The following is a 19,569-nucleotide window of genomic DNA, read 5'->3' as shown; positions in this document are numbered from 1 at the left end:
CACAAACGCATCCGAAATGATAAGAGCACACCTTATTAAATTAATGGAAAACTTTAACAGATACAAAAGTGCCGCCCGACAGGGAAACCTGTCGGGCGGCACTTCCGGTTTAATCTCGTTTAGGGGCTGTTGTATTATTTGATTGTTTTTTCTAAAAATCTTTGCAGAATGGCCGCTGTTTCCGCACGGGTTGCGCTGCCAAGCGGATCAATACGGTTATTGTCCTCGCCGGAAATCAAACCAGAACCAACTGCCCACTGTACATTTCCTTTCGCCCATTCTGAAACGGCTGCATGGTCTGTAAATTTACTCAAATCAGCCTTTGCTGTAGTATCCATTCCCTTGAAATCAACATATCTTTGCATAATTGCCGCAATTTCTTCTCTGGAAACCAATTTGTCCGGTGCAAATTCCGTATCAGAATAGCCTTTGACAATACCATTGCTTGCCGCCCAGCGTACCGCCTCCGCATAATAGGCACTGCCATCTATATCCGCAAAAGTCATTAGATAATTGACAACAGGCTTATTCTCCATGCGCCACAACACCGTTACCAGCATACCGCGGGTAATGGCTTCATCGGGGGCAAATGCAGTTTCCGTTACGCCGCTGAACAGACCATTTTCGCTCGCATACTGTACCGCATGATAGAACCAATCATCCTCTTTCACATCGGTAAAAGGATTTTTCCATTTCTCCGGCTCTGTCGGGTCGGTAGGCTTAGTTGGGTCTGTTGGCTCCGACGGTTCTTTTTTGTCCTCGGTCCATTTTGCATACAAAGTAATATTTTTTGTTACCTTTGCTGTAAAATCATATTCCTCTGTGCATTCCTTATCGGTAAACCACCCGCTGAAAACATATCCATTTTTCGTAGGTTCTGCCGGCTCTTTCACAACAGTATTTCTTGTTACGGTTGACGATGAAATTTTGCTGGCACCCTGCGTGTCAAATGTTACGGTATAGCGTGTCGTGGTAGTTCCTCCGCCTGACGGGCGGTAAACTGTTACGGTTATCTCTATTTCAACCGGCACATAGTTTCCATCAACTGGCGTAAATACAACCGTTTTTGTAAATTCGCCTGTTTCATTCATTACTTCTGTTCCGTCTTTCCAAGCAAATAACCCCTCAAGAACAGTATCGTTCACGCCCTTTACAATACCGCCGCTGAGAGTTGAATTAGACAACTCATAATCTCTGCGCACCCGTGTTGCTTCCGGTGCTTCTTCTATGACAGGATTTGCTTTTGCAATCACAAATTCTTTCTTTGCAGAAAGTTCAGCGTAGCTTATCGTACCGGGTACGGCCGCCATTACCCAATAGGTTCCGGCATTTTGAGGAATATTTTCCGTATATTCACCGTTTTCACTTTCAGAATAGCTGAAAACCACCGTACCAAATTTCGACGTTGCCTGTGGTGCATTTGCTGCTTCACCGTAAGCCCAGCCGGTGATTGTTAATTCCTGTGTCCACTTATTTTCGGTTTCGGAAATCGACCAATTCTTTTCCAGATTTGTGCCGCCTTCAAGCGTGTAATTACTGTTATCAACCGCTGTAACCGTAGCTGTATAACTGCCTTTTTCGGTTGCTTTCACAATTCCGTCAAGCGTTAGATTTGCCGTATCGCCGGAAACAAGGTTTTCAATTTCAGCCGAGATTGTCTTTTCCGTACCATCATACACAAAATTTTCTGTGCTGCTCCAAATGATATTAACCGGGCGTTTGTTTACTGCAACAGATATGTCAACGTCCGTTACAAGGTTATAGTTGTTCGTGTCAGCAGGCGTAAATGCCGCCTTAAAAGTATGATTGCCGACGCTGCCGACATTCTGTGTATTATCTGCCCACGTCCAGCCGATTGGCAATGTAACATTGGTAAGCGTATCGCCGTAGGTTGCCGTTAAGCCTGTCGGAACGGTATAAACCGGATTTGCCTTGCTTACTGCTACTGAAACGTCAATATCTGTTATGATATTGTAGTGCTCCGTATCATCCGGCGTAAATTTCGCCTTAAATGTATTGTTCCCCGCATTTCCAACGCTCTGAGTACTGTCTTTCCATGTCCAGTCATCCGGCAACATAACACTCGCAAGCACATCGCCATAGGTCGCCGTCAAGCCTGTCGGAACTATATACGTCGGGTCGGCTTTTACAATTTCAAAGTAGAAAGTCCTGCTATTTTCATAAACCGAGCCGTTTTTTAAATTGTAATATATATACGAGATTTCAACATTATATTTGCCAATATCCGTCGGAAAAGCGCCGATTACATTACCGCTTTCATTCTGATATAAAAAGGTGAAGTCCGGCGAATCAAAAGCCGTTACCGGAATAACTTCACGGACTGTATTGTACGGAATCTGCGTATAATCACTTTCGGTATATGACAGCTGCCGTTCCGCACCCTCAATTTGAACCTTTGCTGTCACCTGGCTGGTTTTTATACTCTTTGTCAGATACAGTGAATTGTTTTCAAACATACCAAAGGTATAATCCGGATGTCCCGGATAAAAGTTTTCAGTCTGGCTTTTATTGCCTGCGTGAACCACAATGGCACTGCCGGTGTTTAGTTTTCTTATAGCTATTTTATTTACCGCGGAAAAATCTTCCTGAACGGTAACAGCGTAGCTTTTATAAGCCGCAGCGTCTTGGTATGTTTCCAAACCGATAACCGCAATATCGTCAGCCTGATTATCCGCACCAAAGTTTCCGCTGATGTCAATGCTGCCGCTTAAAATAACCCCGGAGGCTGCCTCACTCAGTCCGTCGCCGGTAGTGCCGCTTGTAATTTCAGCAATGCCGCCGCCCGCGCCGTTGCCTTCTCTGCCCCAATAAGGGTAAAGAGCCTTGTTGCCTGTAATTTTCGCACCGTCGTTAATTTCTACAACGCCCCAGCGGGATAGAACACCGCCGCCCATGCCGTTGCTTGTATTTTTGCTTATCTCTCCGCCGTTCATGGTAAACTTACCGCCGTTCCTAACCACAACGCCGGTGCAGGCATTATTTGCAATTTTTCCGCCGTTCATAACAAAGGTACCCTTGTTAACATTTACAGCACAGTATATTTTGCCTTCAGCGGTTTGGATACCGGAAACAGTACCACCGTTTAAAGTCAGCTTACTGTCTTCATACAGTATATTAACCAAACCGTTCCCCGGCTCCTGACCGCCGACATCCCTGTCTCCATATGTAAAATTACTTGTGATTTTTCCCGTTTTTTCATTGCTTGTATCTTCAATCGTAAAATCCGAAGCATCCGAAAGTGAAAAAATGCTGTATTTATTTTCCGTATCCTGCAAAAGAGTAAAACCATTTAAATCAAGCGTTGCTGATATATTTTTTACTGAAATCGTACCATAGAAATCTGTAATTTTGCCCTTGTAATCCGAGGATTTTACATCCGCAAGCAGTTTCAGAGTAAACGGCTGTGCCGAGTCTACACCGGTTTTCCAAGCTTCAGCAAAAGTTTCGTACGATGTTTTGCTCTCGCCAATGGTAAGTTCTGCAACATTCAGGCTCTCCGCAGATACCGCCACAACATTTTCCATCCCAAACATTGCGGAGGATGTGATTGTAACTTTACTTTTATCCTCCGGGATAAACCGATAAATAACGTTGCCGACAGCAGCAGATGTTTTTGCAATAAATTCTCCTGCCGCTTCTGTGGTAAATGCTACGCCTCCCGTGCCGGCCGGAACAGTCAGATTAACAGTTTCATCACCGAGCACAGCCGTAATCGGCACATCAAACGGCAATGTCATATTTGTGATATAAGCATTCACCATATTTGCCGAATTCTCTGCACTGTTGGCAACTGCTGTTACAGCCGGGCGATTGCTATTTTCTTTTGAAAACGCAATTACCTTTGCGCCCTTCTCAACATTCAATGTCGTAGGCGCTGTTTTATTTGATCCCTGACCAAGCCCACAGCCACCGGAACCGCCGTATGCAGTAACAGTAGCATTGGCCCCTATGGTAATTTTTATATTTCCCTTATTCTGGTCATATCCGCCAATACCGGCCGCTTTCGGGCCTCCGTAAGCTGTTACATCACCGCCTGTGATCGTCACATCGGCAGTACCTCCGCCAATACCGGCACAGCCATATCCGCCTGAAGCCTTCACCGTACCGCCGGTAATCAAAATTGTGCCGCCCGGTTGTCCCTGGGAAGCTCCGATACCACTGGCATTTGCGGTAGAGCTGTCTATCCATCCGTTTGGCAGTCCTTCGCCCGTTGTTGCGGTAATAATGCCGCCATTGATTGTGATGATGCCGCCCGAGCCATAATCTCCGCCGCCGATACCGGCGCCGTATCCAAAACCATGCGCCGTGATTGTACCGCCATTGATCGTAATTTTTCCTGTATAGTTATATGCACTGCCGGAGTTCGGTCCGCCTATGCCGGCAAATCCGGTTGCATAACCACCGCTGGTGCCACCCTGATCCGTATAGGAGTACAACTGTGATCCATAAACTTCAAGGATATCGGTATCCGTTCCGTTGATTTCCAGCTCTGCGCCGTTATCCACCAAAATGCCCGGGCCTGCCGCATAGCTTCTGAGCAGATTATCTCCCGCTAATGTCAGTTTCAGACTTGCACCGTTTGGAACAGCCAGCGCGCTGCCGTTATGATTCTTCAAATCAATTTTCAGATTATCCAAAGTAATGTTCGCATTTACTCCGTCCGCAACAGCAATCCGCGCAGTAGTTACAGTGCTACTCGCCGTAATGCTCAACGGTATATTCGTTAAAACCGTAAGTACATTATCATACACGTTGTGTTCGTCGTCAAAAACTTCCGTATACTTATAATCTTGTCCCTCAACTCCGCCGCTCACGATAAACGGTCCTACTTTCGTTGGCTGCGTTGCCGCAGCTTCAATCGTAATAGAAGGGATGGTCAAAGCACCCGATCCGTTCTGTGTGAATGAACCCATCTCTTTATCGTTCACATAGAGTTCATAGGTTTCGCCATTTGTTTCAACCGTGCCGCTGTAAATTCCGTCTCCCTGATGATTCAGGGGAATGTTGTCCGTTCCGTTTGTGATATATACATCAGCATCTGTCACTGGATTATCGTCTGCATCCTTCACAGCAACAGAAATTGAACCGGGTGCGCCGCCGAGACCGGGCGTAAATCCCTGCAAATACGGATAGCCGCCGTTTATTGATTCGTCTATTGTCCAAACAGACTCAAAATCCCAGCCCTCGTATGTTGTTTTTGTTTTTAGCTGTTCCGATGTTCTTCCCAAATCAACTCTGCCGCTCGAAGCACTGAAATCGGGAGAAAGTGTTTGATCAAAATATGTATTTATAATTTGCCCGTTCGGAACTGCAGCACCGTCGCTCCAGCCGGCAATCGGACGAACCTCGCCGGTGCAAGCAGAATAGCAGTTTTCAATTTTAACGCTTCCCGACTCATTCCATCCGGAAATGCCTGCGCTGTCTCCTCTGGTCGATGTACGGTTAATCTGTACGCGTGCATATGTATTCCTCACCGTTGACACATTGCCGTATGTTGACCCTGCAATGCCGCTTACCGCAGCATAACCCGTAACAACACCGGTTACATAACAGCGCTCAATCGTTGAGCCGTATCCTGCAAACCCGGTCAGACCGGCAACATCGTTAGCCGTTGAAGTGACTTTCACATTTTCAAGACCAAGATTTTTAATAGCCCCGCCTGAAACATACCCAAACAGTCCGCAGTAACGGACGTCTGTGTCAATTGTCAGATTGTAGATAATATGGCTGTCACCGTCAAATATTCCTTCAAACGGGTTGCTGCTTGTTCCTATCGGCGTCCAATTTGGTATCGTTCCCAAATCAAGGTTTTCGGTCAATGTAACCGTCTTTCCCGCATAGGTTTCTCCGTTGTTGACCGCATCGCGAAGCGCCTCTAAATCATCAACCGAAGAAATGTTGATCGGACCTTCCGCAAACGCAGTCAGACTCACGCCGGACAGCATACTTATCATCATACACATTACAAGTATTGCTGACAACAACCTGTTTTTTGATTTTTTCATTTTTCGTCATCCTTTCGTTTATATTACGTTTCTAAAGAAATTCATAAAGCAGATATGCCCGCCCAAATACAAAACAGGCATGTCCCGCCCGTAAAAAAACACGTCTGTTACCGAGAAATATATTTTTGAAAAATATAGAAAAAGGCAGACATACCCCGCCTATCAAATTATGTCGTATGCTTTCATATCTGTCAAGCCTCTTTCTAAAAAATATCTTTTCATTTTTATTTGGTTCATATTACATTGTTATATTATACCACTAAAATCCGCTTACTGTCAATATTTCCGATGATTTTTACGGGATATTATTTTTTGTCTTTTTATATCTAAAAACTGTTACAATTCCATATCCCAATCGTCCTCACGCTATTTATGCTTTGGTGTACGCTCTTTATTTTTTGCTCTCTCTATAAACGTTTCAATTCACGAATAAGACGCTGCGGAAAAACATTTATTTTTCTGCAGCGTCTTTACGCAATCCCAAAATATATATTTTTAATTAATTTGCTTTTTTATAAACTTTATAATTTCGTCATAGCCGGCGTAAGACGTAATGGCGCCTTTTTTCGTCACGCTGTAAGACGAATAGAAATTAGCAAAGCGAAGCATAGCCTCCATATCCTCTTTTGAAACGGCAGAAAGGTCTGTTACGCCCTTTTCCGTCAGGCAGAAAAGAAACGCACCAATAATTGAGTCCCCCGCGCCGGTGGTGTCCTGCACGGTGACGCTTACGCTGTCTGCAAAAACGGTAAAGTCAGGCGTAATGATGCTCGCTCCCTGCTTGCCCCGGGTGAACATAATCATCTTCACGCCCCGGGCAAACAAACCGGGTACGGCTTTTTCTATATCTGTTTCCCCTGTGATAAATTCTAATTCCTCGTCAGAAATTTTTAAAATGTCTGCAAAATCAATAAACTCCTGCACCGTTTTTTTGCACTCCTGTTCGTCGTCCCACAGCGGCAGACGAATGTTGGGGTCGAAGCTGATGTTAGCTCCGTTCGCCTTAGCCAGAGCAATGGCCCGGCGGTGTGCATCTTTCACCGGCGCATCAATTAAATCCACCGAGCAAAAGTGCAAAATGCCGCAGTCGGAAAACCACTCGTCTTTTATTTGGGAGCTTTCCAGCAGCATGTCGGCGCTGGGATTGCGGTAGAACATAAAATCCCGGTTGCCGTCTTCCTTAAGCGCAACAAAGGCAAGAGCGGTGTTGGCCTTATCTGTACGCAAAATGCAAGACGTGTCTACCCCGGCGCCTTTCAGCACCTCGGTAATGTAGTCCCCGAACGCATCGTTTCCCAGCTGGGTAATCATTTTTGCAGGCGCGCCCAAAAGCGCCGCTGCCGCCGCCACGTTTGCCGGCGCACCGCCGCAGGCCCGCTCGAACACTGCGTTATCCTTTAACGCACACCCTTTTTGAGCCGGAATAAAGTCGATTAATGCTTCGCCAATGCAAAGAATGGTTTTCATCATAGTTTGCCTCCCTTTTTTTAATCATATGTGTCAAACTGCGAATTGTAAAGCGAAAAGTAAGCGCCCCGTTTTGCAAGCAGTTCGTCGTGCACGCCCTGTTCCACCACGTTGCCGTCCTTCACCACCAAAATCAGGTCTGCATGCTGAATGGTAGACAGCCTGTGGGCAATAACGAAACAGGTTTTGTCTGCCATTAACTTTCGCATTGCGTCTTGAATTGCCCGCTCCGTCTGGGTGTCTACGTTGGAGGTGGCCTCGTCTAAAATCAGCATTTTAGAATCTAACAGCATGGCCCGGGCAATGGTTAAAAGCTGTTTTTGCCCCTTTGAAATGTTAATGCCGTTGTCGGTGAGCATAGTGTCATAACCGTTTGGCAGCGCCTCGATAAAGTCGTGAATTTTTGCCGCCTTTGCGGCCTGAACCACTTCTTCCCGGGTGACGTTCTCTTTGCCGTAGGCAATGTTTTCAAACACTGTGCCGCCAAACAGCCAGGTGTCCTGCAAAACCATTGTATATGCTTTTCTCAGGCTTTCCCGGGTCAGCGAATAAATGCTCTGCCCGTCCACCAAAATGTCGCCCTGCTGCACATCATAAAACCGCATAAGCAGGTTGATGATGGTGGTCTTCCCCGCCCCGGTGGGGCCGACAATGGCAATTAAGTTTCCCTTTTCGGCGTGGAGGTTTAAGTTCTTTATAATCATCTTTTCCGGCGTATAGCCAAAGCTTACGTTATCAATCAAAACGTCGCCGTAAACGTCTTTCAGCACCGCCGCAGCCTTGTCATCTTCTTTTTCGGGCAATTCGTCCAGCAGTCTGAAAATCCGCTCCGCTGCGGCAAAGGCAGACTGCAAATCGCCCAAAATGTTGGCTATTTCGTTAATCGGCCCGGAAAACCGCCTGGAATAGAGCACAAAGGACGAAATGTCCCCAATGCCGATGGAGCCCAAAAAGTAAAGAAAGGCGCCGAACACGCTGACCAAGGCCAGCGACGCATTGTTAATGAAGTTTACCGACGGGCCGGTGATGGTGCCGTAATATTCCGAAGTGGTATAAGCGTCCACCGCCTCGTCGTTTTTCACGTCAAACCGCTTTAAAAACGCCTCTTCCCGCCGGTAGGCCTTTGTGGTTTTCTGACCGCCGATCATCTCCTCCACAAAGCCGTTTAATTCACCCAGCTTTTTTGAGCGTTTGCGAAACAGCGGGTGCACTCTCCCTGTGATATACCGCGTCCATACCACCGACACAGGAATGGTAACAGCAAACACCAAAACCAAAACCGGCGCAATGGTGAGCATCATAATAAACGAGCCGATGATGATTACCGCGCTCTGGCAAACCTGCAAAAAGTCGTTGGACAAAGAAGAGTTTGCCGTGTCCACGTCATAGGAAATAATACTGATAATGTCGCCGGCCTGATGCTGGTCGAAAAAGCCAACCGGCAGGGAAACCAATTTGTCGAACACGTCTTTTCTCATTTCATAAGACATTCTGCGCCCAATTTTTTGAATTATCAGCGACAGCGCATAAGACGACACCGCCGACAACACATAAAACAACAACATAAACTTCACATAATAGAACACAGTGGGAAAATCAACGCCGCCGGGCTTTGTGCCAATGGCGTCGATAGCGTCGCCGGAAAGCTTTGGCCCCAGCAGGGCAAAAATGTTGCTCACAAGCATCAGCACTGCAGCGCAAACAATAAGCAGCCGGTAACGGCTCATATATTTCCACAGCCGCAGCAGCAAATATTTCTTTTTGGTTTTGCCTGTGGCCGTGCGGTAAGAAGGTTTATTTTTCATTGCTTAACCCTCCCATCTGCAAATCGAAAATGCTTTTATATTCCCCGCAGGTTGCCAAAAGCTCCTCATGTGTGCCATAGCCTAACATGCGGCCGCCCTCTAAAACTAAAATATGGTCGGAGTTTTTCACCGAGCTGATGCGCTGTGCCACAATAATTTTTGTGGTGTCCGGAAGCAGGCGGCTCAGCGTTTTGCGAAGCTGGGAGTCGGTTTTATAGTCCAGCGCGCTGGACGAGTCGTCTAAAATCAGAATTTCGGGCCGTGTGGCTAAAGCGCGGGCGATTAACACCCGCTGTTTCTGTCCGCCGCTGATGTTGCTGCCCCCGGCGGTAAGCTCGTGCTGCTGCCGTTCCGCAAGATGGGACACAAAATCCATTGCCTGGGCGTTTTCTAATCCCTGAACCACCTGTTCATCTTCTATGCTGCGTCCAAACCGCACGTTTTCCGCAATGGTGTCGGACATGATAAAATCGTTTTGGAACACAATGCCAAACTTGCTGTAAAGCTCTTTTTTCGGAATGCTGCGCACATCGCGCCCATCAATAAAAATGCCGCCGGAGTCGCAGTCGTAAAACCGGATTAAAAGGTTAATCAGCGTAGATTTTCCGCTGCCCGTTGCGCCGATAATGCCTAAGGTTTCGCCGCGCTTCAGTGCAAAGCTTATATCTTCTACATTGTTTTTCACCTTGTTATAGGAAAAGCAAACGCGGTCGAACACCACGTGAAACGCTGTGTCTGTTTTCGGAAGGTCTAAAACCTTTAAATCGCCCTCTGCCGCCAGCACCTCGGCAATACGCTCCATAGACGCCGCGCCCTTAGAATACATAATAAAAATATTGGTTATGCCAATCATTGCGTTTAAAATAATGGTAAAATAGGTCATAAACGCAATGATTTTGCCCGGCTGGGAAAGGCCGCCGTTTACGCGATATGCTCCCACCAAAATTACCAGGCACAGCCCCACGTTTAAAATCAGCGTGGTGGCGGGGCTTGTGATGGACATTAAATTTACGCTCTTTTTTTCTTTTTCAAACAGCTCCGTGTTAATGGTGCGGAAGTGTTCTTTTTCATAGTCGGTTTTCGAGAGCGCCTTAATTACGCGAATACCGGCAAAGTTTTCCCGCACAACCCGCACCAGCGAGTCGGCCGACCGCATAATGGCGGCGTAAATTGGCATGCTGTATTTCGTAATGAAATATACAATTACGGCAATGGGCGGAAGCAGGGCCGCCAGCACCAGGGTTAAAGCACGGTCTAAACTGAAGGTGACAAACAGGCCGCCGATGAGTAGAACCGGGCCGCGAATACCAATTCTCTGCATTCTCGCCAGCATTTGGTTCACGTTGTATGTATCGGAGGTGAGCACGGAAATGAGCTTAGGAATGGTGAACGTGTCAGTTTGCTTTGCCGAAAGGTAAGAGATTTTTTCATAAACGTCCCGCCTCAGCTTTCGGGTAATTTTACCCGCGCTTTTTGTGGCCATTCGGTTGGCAATTACGTTGGAAACAAGATCTGCCGCCGAGCACAAAACCATAACGCCGCCCCAGACAAAAATCATGCTGACGTTGCCTGCGGGCACCACGTCGTCGATTATTTTTGCCAGCACCGACGGCACCAAAAGGTTCATCATGGCGGCAAAAAATTTTAAAAACAGGCCGCCCAGCATATAGAACTTCAGCGGCGCAATATATTCAAAAAGCTTTCTCAAATTTTCCCACCCCTTTTATCACATATATTTTTTAATTTTACCACTTTTGGCTAAACTTGTCAAACCGCTAAAGGACAAAAAGACACAAAAAAGGCCGCTTTCATGCGGCCTTAAAAATTTTATTTGTTTATCTTCGGGTTATCCGTTCTGCCCAAAAGATAATCCGTTGAACAGTCGAGATAGTCTGCTAACTTTACGATTTTGTCGCAGGATGGAGATGTATCGTTATGTTTTAAGTCATAAATAAAATTGCGATTAATTTCGCAAGCTTTCAAAACAGCAGACTTTGCAAGTGACTTTTCTTCACAAAGTGCTTTAATACGTTCTGCAATTTGTTTATTTTGCATAACAGCTCCCCTCCTTATTTAGTAACAGTTCACAAATTACAGAAATTTCTGTTTTCGGTATTGACATACAGATATTCCTGTTGTATAATAACAATGAAATCAAAAAAAGACAGAGATTGCCCTGGAATAGTAATATGTGACAATATCATTATAACAGCAATTGCGCTTTCTGTCAACTGATTTCACGGAGAAACAGCGGTCCCACGCCGTTTCTCTCCCCCTAAAATGAATTACTGCTCCTTTCCTGTATATCTCCTGTGGTAAGTGTGATTGCAATCAGCAGTAATTTTTAAACGCGGCGGAAAATCCGCCGCGTTTTTTTCTGTGCTATTTCGTCTCAGATGGTTCTTGAGGCTTCGGCTCCTCAGCTTTTGTCTCCGGCGCTGCCGGCTTCGGTTCCGGTGCTGCCGGTTTCGGCTCAGGCGCCGGTGTTACCGGCGGGCGGGGCTGTGCGCCGTTTGGCGCGCCGTTGGGCGCAGACTGCGGCGGATATTGCTGATAATATGGTCCGCCATTGGGTGCGCCGCCGGGCGTCTGGCCATAGGGCGGATATTGATAATACACCGGCCTGTGGTTTCTGGTTTCATAAAAATAAGCTTCCACCAGCCCTAAAAACAGCGGGCCGAACGCGATAAACACAATATACACAATCGCCAAAAGCAAGGCAAACAAAACGCCCAGAATGGGAATTTGGGCAAGCAGCGCCAAAATCATAACCACAACAAGGAATCCCAACGCAATGATAATATCTGCGCCAAACATTGCGCCCTTTTTGCCCTGGGTCTCGCGCATGGAAACGCGCAGCGCCTCGGTTGCAGAAATTTCGGGCCGCGTCATCAGTATGTAGGGCGTAAAGCGGTAAGAATATGCCTTAACAATGCCGATTATAATGCCTGCAAAGGGAATGAGCGACCAAATCAGCACCCAAAGCATCATCCACGCCATGCCGCCGGCAACGTGCCAGAAATTTTTAAACCCTAAAAACAGCTGGTCGGAATTGACCTGTTTACCCCGCAGCCCGTCTAAATAAATAATCGACATGCCAGCGGAAAGCGTTAAGCTCACCGGAATGAACACAATGGGCAGCGGCAGGCAGAAAATAACCGCCAAAATGCACAGCAGCCCCGACATGAGTGAAAGTCCCCACAGCACAAACGGTTTTTTTGCCAAAACCGAAAGCGCCGCCTTATAAGCCTGTGTAATCATAAACGCCACATAACCTTTCTTCCCGTATTATTTTTTAATTCCGCCTGCCCACGGGCCGTGCCGGCGGATTTTTAATTACATTTTGTCAACCGGATATAAAATTTTCAATTGGTTAATTTTGCTGTTTAACGCCTTTTGCCGTTTTTCGGTCAGCGCCATGTTTTTCACCTGGTCTTTTACGTCGGAAAACTTTAGTTTTTCCGGGCCGGTTTTGCCTGTCAGCTTAATTAAATGATAGCCAAACTGAGTTTTCACCGGGCCGCGAAGTTCGCCCACGTCCATAGAGAAAACCGCCTGGTCGAACTCGGGCACCATCTGTCCCCGGGTAAACTCGCCCAACGCGCCGCCGTTTTGCGACGACGGACATGTGCTGTGCTGTCTTGCCGCGTCTTCAAAACCGATTTCGCCGCTTTCAATCTTTTCTTTTATTTCGTTTGCTTTGTCCTCGCTGTCCACCAAAATGTGGCTTGCGCTAACGGCTTCGCCCTTTTGAAACTGGTCTTTATTCTCGTTAAAAAACGTTTGCGCCTCGTCGTCTGTCACGGTGATGTTTTCAATCACCTTCTGCACGTTAAAGTTTGCCAGCATTTCATCTTTAATTTTATCAAGCTCCGCTTTAAACTGCGGATTGTGCTCCAGCAAATTTTTCTTTGCATCAAGCAGCAAAAGCTTTTTGTTAATCACCTGCTCCAAAAGCGCCGCCCTGCCCTGGGGCGTGTCGTAGTTCTGGCCGCGCTGGGCGTAAGCTGCCACCATTTCGTCAATTTCCTGTGCGTAAACGGCGTTCCCGCCAACGTTTGCCACAATATTGTTGTTCATATTTCGTCTCCTAAACATTTATTTTTTTCCAGTATATCACAAATCAAACCAAATTGCAATCAGTTTCCCTTGCTTTCGCAGTAGATGCAGCGATAAACCTTTTTCTCCCGGTTGGTAAGCTTAAAAATGTGAGGCAGCTCCTGCTCGGTGGTGGTGATGCACCGGGGATTTTTACATTTTAAAATGTTCACAACCCGCTCCGGCACCTCCAGGTGCTTCCGCTTAAAAAGCTTTCCGTCCTTTATTATATTTACGGTAATGCTCTCATCAATATAACCTAACGCGTCTAAATCAATGTCAATTGCCTCGTCAATTTTAATAATGTCCTTGCGGCCCATTTTTTTGCTTTCCGCGTTCTTAATCAGCGCCACTTGGCAGGCCAGGCTGCCTAAACCCAGCTTGTTATAAAGCTCCATGCCCATGCCCGCGGTGATGTGATCAAGCACTATGCCGTTTTTAATCTGTCCAATAATCATAATGCCTTGCCCCCTTCACGTTCCAGCCCCAAAAGTTTTAAAATCAGTGCCATGCGGATAAATTTTCCGTTCAGCGCCTGTTTAAAATAACAGGCGCGGCTGTCGCTGTCTACGTCTTTCGAAATTTCGTTCACTCTGGGCAGAGGGTGCAGAATACACATGTCGTCTTTTGCCGCCTTGAGCTTGTCCGCGGTTAAAATATAGCTGTCCCGCAGGCGAATGTAGTCCTGCTCGTTAAAAAACCGTTCCCGCTGAACCCGGGTCATATACAAAATATCCAGCTTTGGCATGGCCTCCTCCAACGAGGTGGTTTCGGTGAACGGCACATGGTTTTTCATTAAAAAGTCTTCTTTTAAATAGTCGGGAATTTTCAGCTCTTCCGGCGATATAAGCACAAAATTGATGTTTTCATACCGCGACATGGCCAAAAGCAGCGAATGAACGGTGCGGCCGAACTTCAAGTCGCCGCAAAGGCCAATGGTTAAGTTGTTCAGCCTGCCCTTTTCCCGGTGAATGGTAAGCAAATCTGTCAGCGTCTGGGTGGGGTGGTTGTGCCCCCCGTCCCCAGCATTAATCACCGGCACGGTAGAAGACTGGCACGCCACCACCGGCGCCCCCTCTTTGGGGTGGCGCATGGCGATAATGTCGGCATAGCACCCCACCACCCGCACGGTGTCGGCTACGCTCTCGCCTTTTGAGGCCGAGGAGCTTTGCGCCTCGGAAAAACCCAAAACATTTCCGCCCAGCTCATACATGGCCGCTTCAAAGCTCAGCCGCGTGCGGGTAGACGGCTCAAAAAACAGCGTAGCAAGCTTTTTGCCCCGGCATGCTTCGCTATATTGCTCCGGCCGGGCGATAATGTCCTCTGCTATTTCAATCAGCCGGTCAATCTCCTGCTCGGAAAGCTCTAAAATGTCTATTAAATGGTTCATAAAAAAACCTGCCTTTCTTCCCCCGCGGGGCGTTTGCCGCCCTCGGCACCATTTAAGCCGGCGGCGCCGTTGGAACGAATCTTATTTCCCAATCCACGACTCGTCAGACGGGTTGTTGCGGAACGCAATCAGCCGCGCCACGTCTTCCGGCTTTACATAGCCCGTTTCAGCCGCAACCTGTGCCACCGTGTCGAAATCCGTTAAGCTGTGGTTTTCTACCTTTGCGTCGCGCAGGCGGTCTAACCCCTTTTGCATGCCATAGGTAAAAATGCTCACAACGCCCAGCACCTCGGCCCCGGCATCGCGCAGGGCTTCCACCACGTCAATCACGCTGCCGCCGGTGGAAATTAAGTCCTCCACTACCACAACCTTGTCTCCCTGATTGAGCTTACCTTCAATTCTGTTCTGCCGGCCATGATCTTTGCTGCCCGAACGCACATAGCCCATGGGCAGGCCCATCAAATGGCCGCAGATGGCGGCGTGGGCAATTCCCGCGGTAGACGTGCCCATGAGCACCTCCGCCTCAGGAAAGTTCGTTTTAATCAGTTCCACCAAGCCGTTTTCCACATCGTTTCTCACCTCGGGCGCGGTCAGCGTAAGCCTGTTATCGCAATAAACCGGGCTTTTAATACCGCTGGCCCAGGTAAACGGCTCCTCCGGTCTGAAAAACACCGCTTTAATTTTTAATAAATCCTGTGCAATTTTTATTTTCATATCCATTGTTTCACAACCCTTTCTATTCATCAACAAATTCTGTCACGCAGCGGCGGTAGGCCGCAACGGGGTTCTCCGCTGCGGTGATGGGCCTGCCCACGACAATATAGTCCGACCCAATTTTTTTTGCCTGCTCCGGCGTCATAACCCGCACCTGGTCGCCCACTTCGCCGCCGGCAAACCGCACCCCGGGGGTTACGGTTAAAAACTGACTGCCGCAGGCTTCATGCACCGCTTCTGCCTCCAGGGGCGAGCACACAACCCCATCAAGTCCCGCGTGTTTGGCGGTTTCGGCATAATGCATTACAACCTCGTTTATGGGCTTTTCAATTAAAATATCGCGCTCCATGCGCTCTTGGCTGGTAGAGGTGAGCTGCGTCACCGCAATTAAAATCGGGCGCGTGCCGTCCGGCCGGGTTAACCCCTCTATGGCCGCCTCCATCATTGCCTGGGTGCCTGCCGCGTGCAGATTTGTCATGTCCACGTCAAGGCCTGAAAGCACCGCCATGGCCTTTTTCACGGTGTTCGGAATATCGTGAAGCTTTAAATCTAAAAATATTTTGTGGCCGCGGCGCTTTATCTCGCGCACAATGTCCGGCCCGGCGGCATAAAACAGCTCCATGCCGATTTTCACAAAAGGCTTTTCCTCTGTGAACTTGTCCAAAAACGAAAGCACTTCTTCCCTGCCTGCAAAATCACAGGCCACAATTACATCTTTTCCCATCAGTGCGCTCCTCCTATTATATCTGATAATTTTTCAATTCCCAGCCGTTCCATTTCGCCCGGCAAAGCTTCAATAATCTGTTTGCAGGTCAGCGGCTCCACTAAATTGGCCGCGCCCACCTGCACTGCCGTAGCTCCCGCAAGCATCATTTCAATCACATTTTCAGCAGACATTACGCCCCCCATGCCGATGATGGGGATTTTCACCGCCTCGTAAACCTGATACACCATGCGCAGCGCCACAGGAAACACCGCCGGGCCGGAAAAACCGCCCATTTTGTTTGCTAAAACAGGTCTTTTGGTTTTCAAATCAATCCGCATGCCCAGCAGGGTGTTTATCAGGCTAATTCCGTCTGCCCCTGCATCTTCACAGGCTTTAGCAATGGAAACAATGTCCGTCACGTTGGGAGTAAGCTTCATAAACACCGGCTTTTTCGTCACCTGCTTCACTGCCCGCACCACTTCTGCGGCAGACTGCGGCGAGGTGCCGAAGCTCATGCCGCCGTTATGGACGTTAGGGCAAGAAACGTTCACCTCAAGCCAGCCCACTTGAGGCTCTTTGTCTAACTTTTCGCAGCTGTAAGCATAGTCCTCCACCGAAAAACCGCTGACGTTTGCCATCACCTTTTTGTGAAAGCACTTGGAGAGCTTGGGCAATTCCTCTGAAATCACCTTGTCCACCCCGGGGTTTTGCAGTCCCACAGAGTTTAACATGCCGGCCTCGCACTCGGCGATCCGCGGCGTGGGGTTTCCAAACCGGGGTTCTTTTGTGGTGCCTTTTGTGGAGAACGTTCCCAAAATATTAATATCATAAATTTCTGCAAACTCATATCCAAACCCAAAGGTGCCGCTGGCGGGAATGATGGGGTTTGCAAGCTCTGTTCCGCTTAAAACAACTTTTGTGTCTACCATACGATTTCCTCTTTTCTTAGCACCGGCCCGTCTTTGCAAATGCGTTTTGCGCCGTATTTTGTTTCGCACGAACAACCCATGCACGCGCCGAAGCCGCAGCCCATGCGCTCTTCAAAGCTGAACTGGCCGCCGGTTTCAGCGGCGCTGTAAACTGCTTTCAGCATAGGCTCCGGCCCGCAGGTATAACAGTATGTATAATCCAATCCGCCCATAGCGTTTGTCACAAAGCCTTTCATGCCGTAAGAGCCGTCTGCCGTTGTCACAAGAATCTTCGCGCCAAGAGCGCGAAACTCGTTTTCATAAAAAATTTCTGCCTTTGTGTTAAAGCCCAAAATCACCGTAGGCTGTTTGCCCTGGGCAACGAGCTGTTTGCACAAGCCAAAAAGAGGCGGAACGCCCACGCCGCCGCCAACAAGCAGAGGCCTTGCCCCGCTTTCCTCCAGCGTGTAGCCGTTGCCGAGGCCTGTCAGGCAGTCTGCCTCGTCGCCGGGAACCATGTTTGCCAAAGCCGCCGTGCCGCCGCCCACCACCTTGTAGATAATGGTAAGGCCGTTTTCGTCGCAGTCGCACACCGAAATGGGGCGCCTTAAAAAAAAGTTGTTCAGTTTTATGTTAATAAACTGCCCCGGCGCGGTGATAGCCGACGTGTCGCCGTATAAAAGCATTTCAAACACCGTGTCGGTTAGGTTTCGTTTTCCCGCAACCTCAAAAATTTCCTGTTTCATGTTATCTCCTCCAAACGAGGTTTCCGCCGCAAAACGTGGCCATGCACCTGCCAAACACCCGCATTCCGGCAAAGGGCGTGCTTTTGCCCATGCTGAAAAACGCCACCGGGTCAACCTCATATTCGTCGCTTAAATCAAACACCGCAACATCGCCGGGGTGTTCCGGCAGGCCAAACCGTTTGCGCGGGTTTGTGCTCATCAGTTCAATCAGCTTTTCAAGGGTCAGCACCCCCGGCTTCACCAGATGGGTATAAAGCACGGGAAATGCGGTTTCTAAGCCCACCACGCCCATGGCGCTTTCTTTTAAGCCCTTTGCCTTTTCCTCGGCGCTGTGGGGGGCGTGGTCGGTGGCAATCATGTCCACCGTGCCGTCTAAAATTCCGTCGATTAGCGCCTGCCTGTCCCGCTCGGCCCGAATTGGCGGGTTCATTTTAAACCGTCCGTCTTCTTGTAAGTCGTTTTCCGTCAACACCAGATAGTGCGGTGCAGTTTCGCAGGAAACATTCAGCCCGGCCTGCTTTGCTTTGCGGATTAAGTCCACACTTTCCGCCGCAGACACATGGCAAACATGATAGGCACAGCCGGTTTTTTCCACCAGCTCCAAATCCCGCTCAATCTGTTTATATTCGCTTTCCGAACAAATACCCGCATGGCCGTGGGCTTTGGCATATTCCCCGTCGTGGATATAGCCGCCGCGCAGCAAGGAATTATCCTCACAATGGGCGCAGATAATTTTGCCCAAAGACTTTGCCCGTTCCATAGCGGCAAGCATCACCCCGTCGTTCTGCACGCCGCTTCCGTCATCGGTGAAAGCCACAACGTCTTTTGCCATGCCCTCCATGTCGGAAAGGGTTTCACCCTGCCGTCCAATGGTAATTGCGCCGTAAGGAATGATTCGGATTTTGGGGTTTTCCCCAATGCAGCTTTGCTCCGCGGCCAGTTTTTTTACGCTGTCCGGCACGGGGGAAAGGTTCGGCATGGGGCAAACGGCGGTAAATCCGCCTGCTGCGGCTGCGGCCGCCCCGGTTTCAATGGTCTCTTTATAGGAAAAGCCCGGCTCGCGGAAGTGCACATGCACGTCGGCAAAGGCGGGAACCGCCACACAGCCCTCCAAGTTTAAAATTTCAACGTTGGTTTTGTCCTCCCCGGTTACCACGGGGCTTTTTTCCCCTGTTTTTAAGTCAACCGCGCCTTTCAGCAAATACGTCACAGCAATCTCCTGCCTTTCTTGAATATGCCAAATGAAAAAAGCCTTATCGATACCGACAAGGCTTGTACGCGCAAACTTACACAGATACGCACCGCTGCTGTATCCGCTGACCATATGAAACCTTGCTGGCATCTCTGTGCCACTTAAAGATTTTACTTGAGAAAAAGTATATCACACAAACCCGGTTCTGTCAACAGGTTTCCACAAATGTTTTTGAAGGTCTACCCTTCCGTCTAAGGTAAACGTTACGCCCTCAGACCGCAGTAGGGCCTCCTGTAAGCTTTCGCCGTTTATATCGCTGGCGGTGGAAATGCGGCCGTCTTTGGCAACCACACGGTGCCACGGAACAAAGGCAGGGTCGGGCAGAACGTGAAGAGCGTAGCCCACCACTCTTGCCCAGCGCGGATTGCCGGCCATTGCCGCCACCTGACCATAGGTGGCAACAAATCCTTCTGGAATTTGCCCCACCACCTCATATATTTTTTGAAATGTCGTCATG

General features: G+C 48.5%; 15 protein-coding genes. All 15 read right to left on the bottom strand.

Annotation, left to right across the window (positions count from 1 at the left end):
- Positions 1-134 precede the first annotated feature (134 nt).
- The 15 genes from H8698_RS09615 to H8698_RS09545 all read right to left on the bottom strand — a co-directional run bounded on the left by H8698_RS09615 (position 135) and on the right by H8698_RS09545 (position 19,568).
- Positions 135-6,026 (bottom strand): S-layer homology domain-containing protein, encoded by a 5,892-nt coding sequence (locus H8698_RS09615; protein ID WP_249313238.1) that lies wholly within the window; start codon positions 6,024-6,026, stop codon positions 135-137.
- A 495-nt stretch (positions 6,027-6,521) separates the two neighbouring features.
- Complete coding sequence (locus tag H8698_RS09610; protein ID WP_346726839.1) at positions 6,522-7,496, bottom strand: carbohydrate kinase family protein; 975 nt, start codon at positions 7,494-7,496, stop codon at positions 6,522-6,524.
- Between the two features lie 17 nt (positions 7,497-7,513).
- A complete protein-coding gene (locus H8698_RS09605; RefSeq protein ID WP_249313236.1) occupies positions 7,514-9,298 on the bottom strand; it encodes an ABC transporter ATP-binding protein in 1,785 nt (594 codons plus the stop codon).
- Positions 9,288-11,006: an ABC transporter ATP-binding protein gene (locus H8698_RS09600; RefSeq protein ID WP_249313234.1), complete on the bottom strand. Its 1,719-nt coding sequence runs from the start codon at positions 11,004-11,006 to the stop codon at positions 9,288-9,290. The genes H8698_RS09605 and H8698_RS09600 overlap by 11 nt, the downstream gene beginning before the upstream one ends.
- Positions 11,007-11,125: 119 nt before the next feature.
- A complete protein-coding gene (locus tag H8698_RS09595; RefSeq protein ID WP_249313233.1) occupies positions 11,126-11,353 on the bottom strand; it encodes a helix-turn-helix domain-containing protein in 228 nt (75 codons plus the stop codon).
- 327 nt (positions 11,354-11,680) lie between these two features.
- Positions 11,681-12,568, bottom strand: coding sequence for a hypothetical protein (locus H8698_RS09590; RefSeq protein WP_249313232.1), 888 nt, complete (start codon positions 12,566-12,568; stop codon positions 11,681-11,683).
- Between the two features lie 66 nt (positions 12,569-12,634).
- Positions 12,635-13,378, bottom strand: coding sequence for a peptidylprolyl isomerase (locus tag H8698_RS09585; protein WP_249313231.1), 744 nt, complete (start codon positions 13,376-13,378; stop codon positions 12,635-12,637).
- 59 nt (positions 13,379-13,437) lie between these two features.
- Positions 13,438-13,857 carry an aspartate carbamoyltransferase regulatory subunit gene (locus H8698_RS09580; RefSeq protein ID WP_488153824.1) on the bottom strand — a complete coding sequence of 140 codons (420 nt, stop codon included), beginning with the start codon at positions 13,855-13,857 and terminating at the stop codon, positions 13,438-13,440.
- Positions 13,851-14,786, bottom strand: coding sequence for an aspartate carbamoyltransferase (pyrB, locus tag H8698_RS09575; RefSeq protein WP_249313229.1), 936 nt, complete (start codon positions 14,784-14,786; stop codon positions 13,851-13,853). Before pyrB ends, H8698_RS09580 begins: the two co-directional genes overlap by 7 nt.
- Positions 14,787-14,867: 81 nt before the next feature.
- On the bottom strand, positions 14,868-15,506 hold the full coding sequence (pyrE, locus tag H8698_RS09570) for an orotate phosphoribosyltransferase (RefSeq protein WP_283245429.1): 639 nt from the start codon (positions 15,504-15,506) through the stop codon (positions 14,868-14,870).
- A 16-nt stretch (positions 15,507-15,522) separates the two neighbouring features.
- The gene (gene pyrF / locus H8698_RS09565) at positions 15,523-16,224 is read right to left on the bottom strand and encodes an orotidine-5'-phosphate decarboxylase (RefSeq protein WP_249313227.1); all 702 of its coding nucleotides are present in this window, start codon (positions 16,222-16,224) and stop codon (positions 15,523-15,525) included.
- Positions 16,224-17,135 (bottom strand): dihydroorotate dehydrogenase, encoded by a 912-nt coding sequence (locus H8698_RS09560; protein ID WP_249313226.1) that lies wholly within the window; start codon positions 17,133-17,135, stop codon positions 16,224-16,226. The genes pyrF and H8698_RS09560 overlap by 1 nt, the downstream gene beginning before the upstream one ends.
- A complete protein-coding gene (locus H8698_RS09555) occupies positions 17,129-17,860 on the bottom strand; it encodes a dihydroorotate dehydrogenase electron transfer subunit (RefSeq protein ID WP_249313223.1) in 732 nt (243 codons plus the stop codon). The genes H8698_RS09560 and H8698_RS09555 overlap by 7 nt, the downstream gene beginning before the upstream one ends.
- A 1-nt stretch (position 17,861) precedes the next feature.
- Positions 17,862-19,202, bottom strand: a complete 1,341-nt coding sequence (locus H8698_RS09550; RefSeq protein WP_249313219.1) for a dihydroorotase — start codon at positions 19,200-19,202, stop codon at positions 17,862-17,864.
- Positions 19,203-19,241: 39 nt separating this feature from the next.
- A complete protein-coding gene (locus H8698_RS09545; RefSeq protein WP_249313217.1) occupies positions 19,242-19,568 on the bottom strand; it encodes an MGMT family protein in 327 nt (108 codons plus the stop codon).
- Between the last annotated feature and the right edge of the window lies 1 nt (position 19,569).

This window comes from Congzhengia minquanensis (assembly GCF_014384785.1).
GTDB classification, from domain to species: Bacteria; Bacillota; Clostridia; order UBA1381; family UBA9506; genus Congzhengia; species Congzhengia minquanensis.
This window is presented reverse-complemented; position numbering and strand designations above follow the sequence as displayed.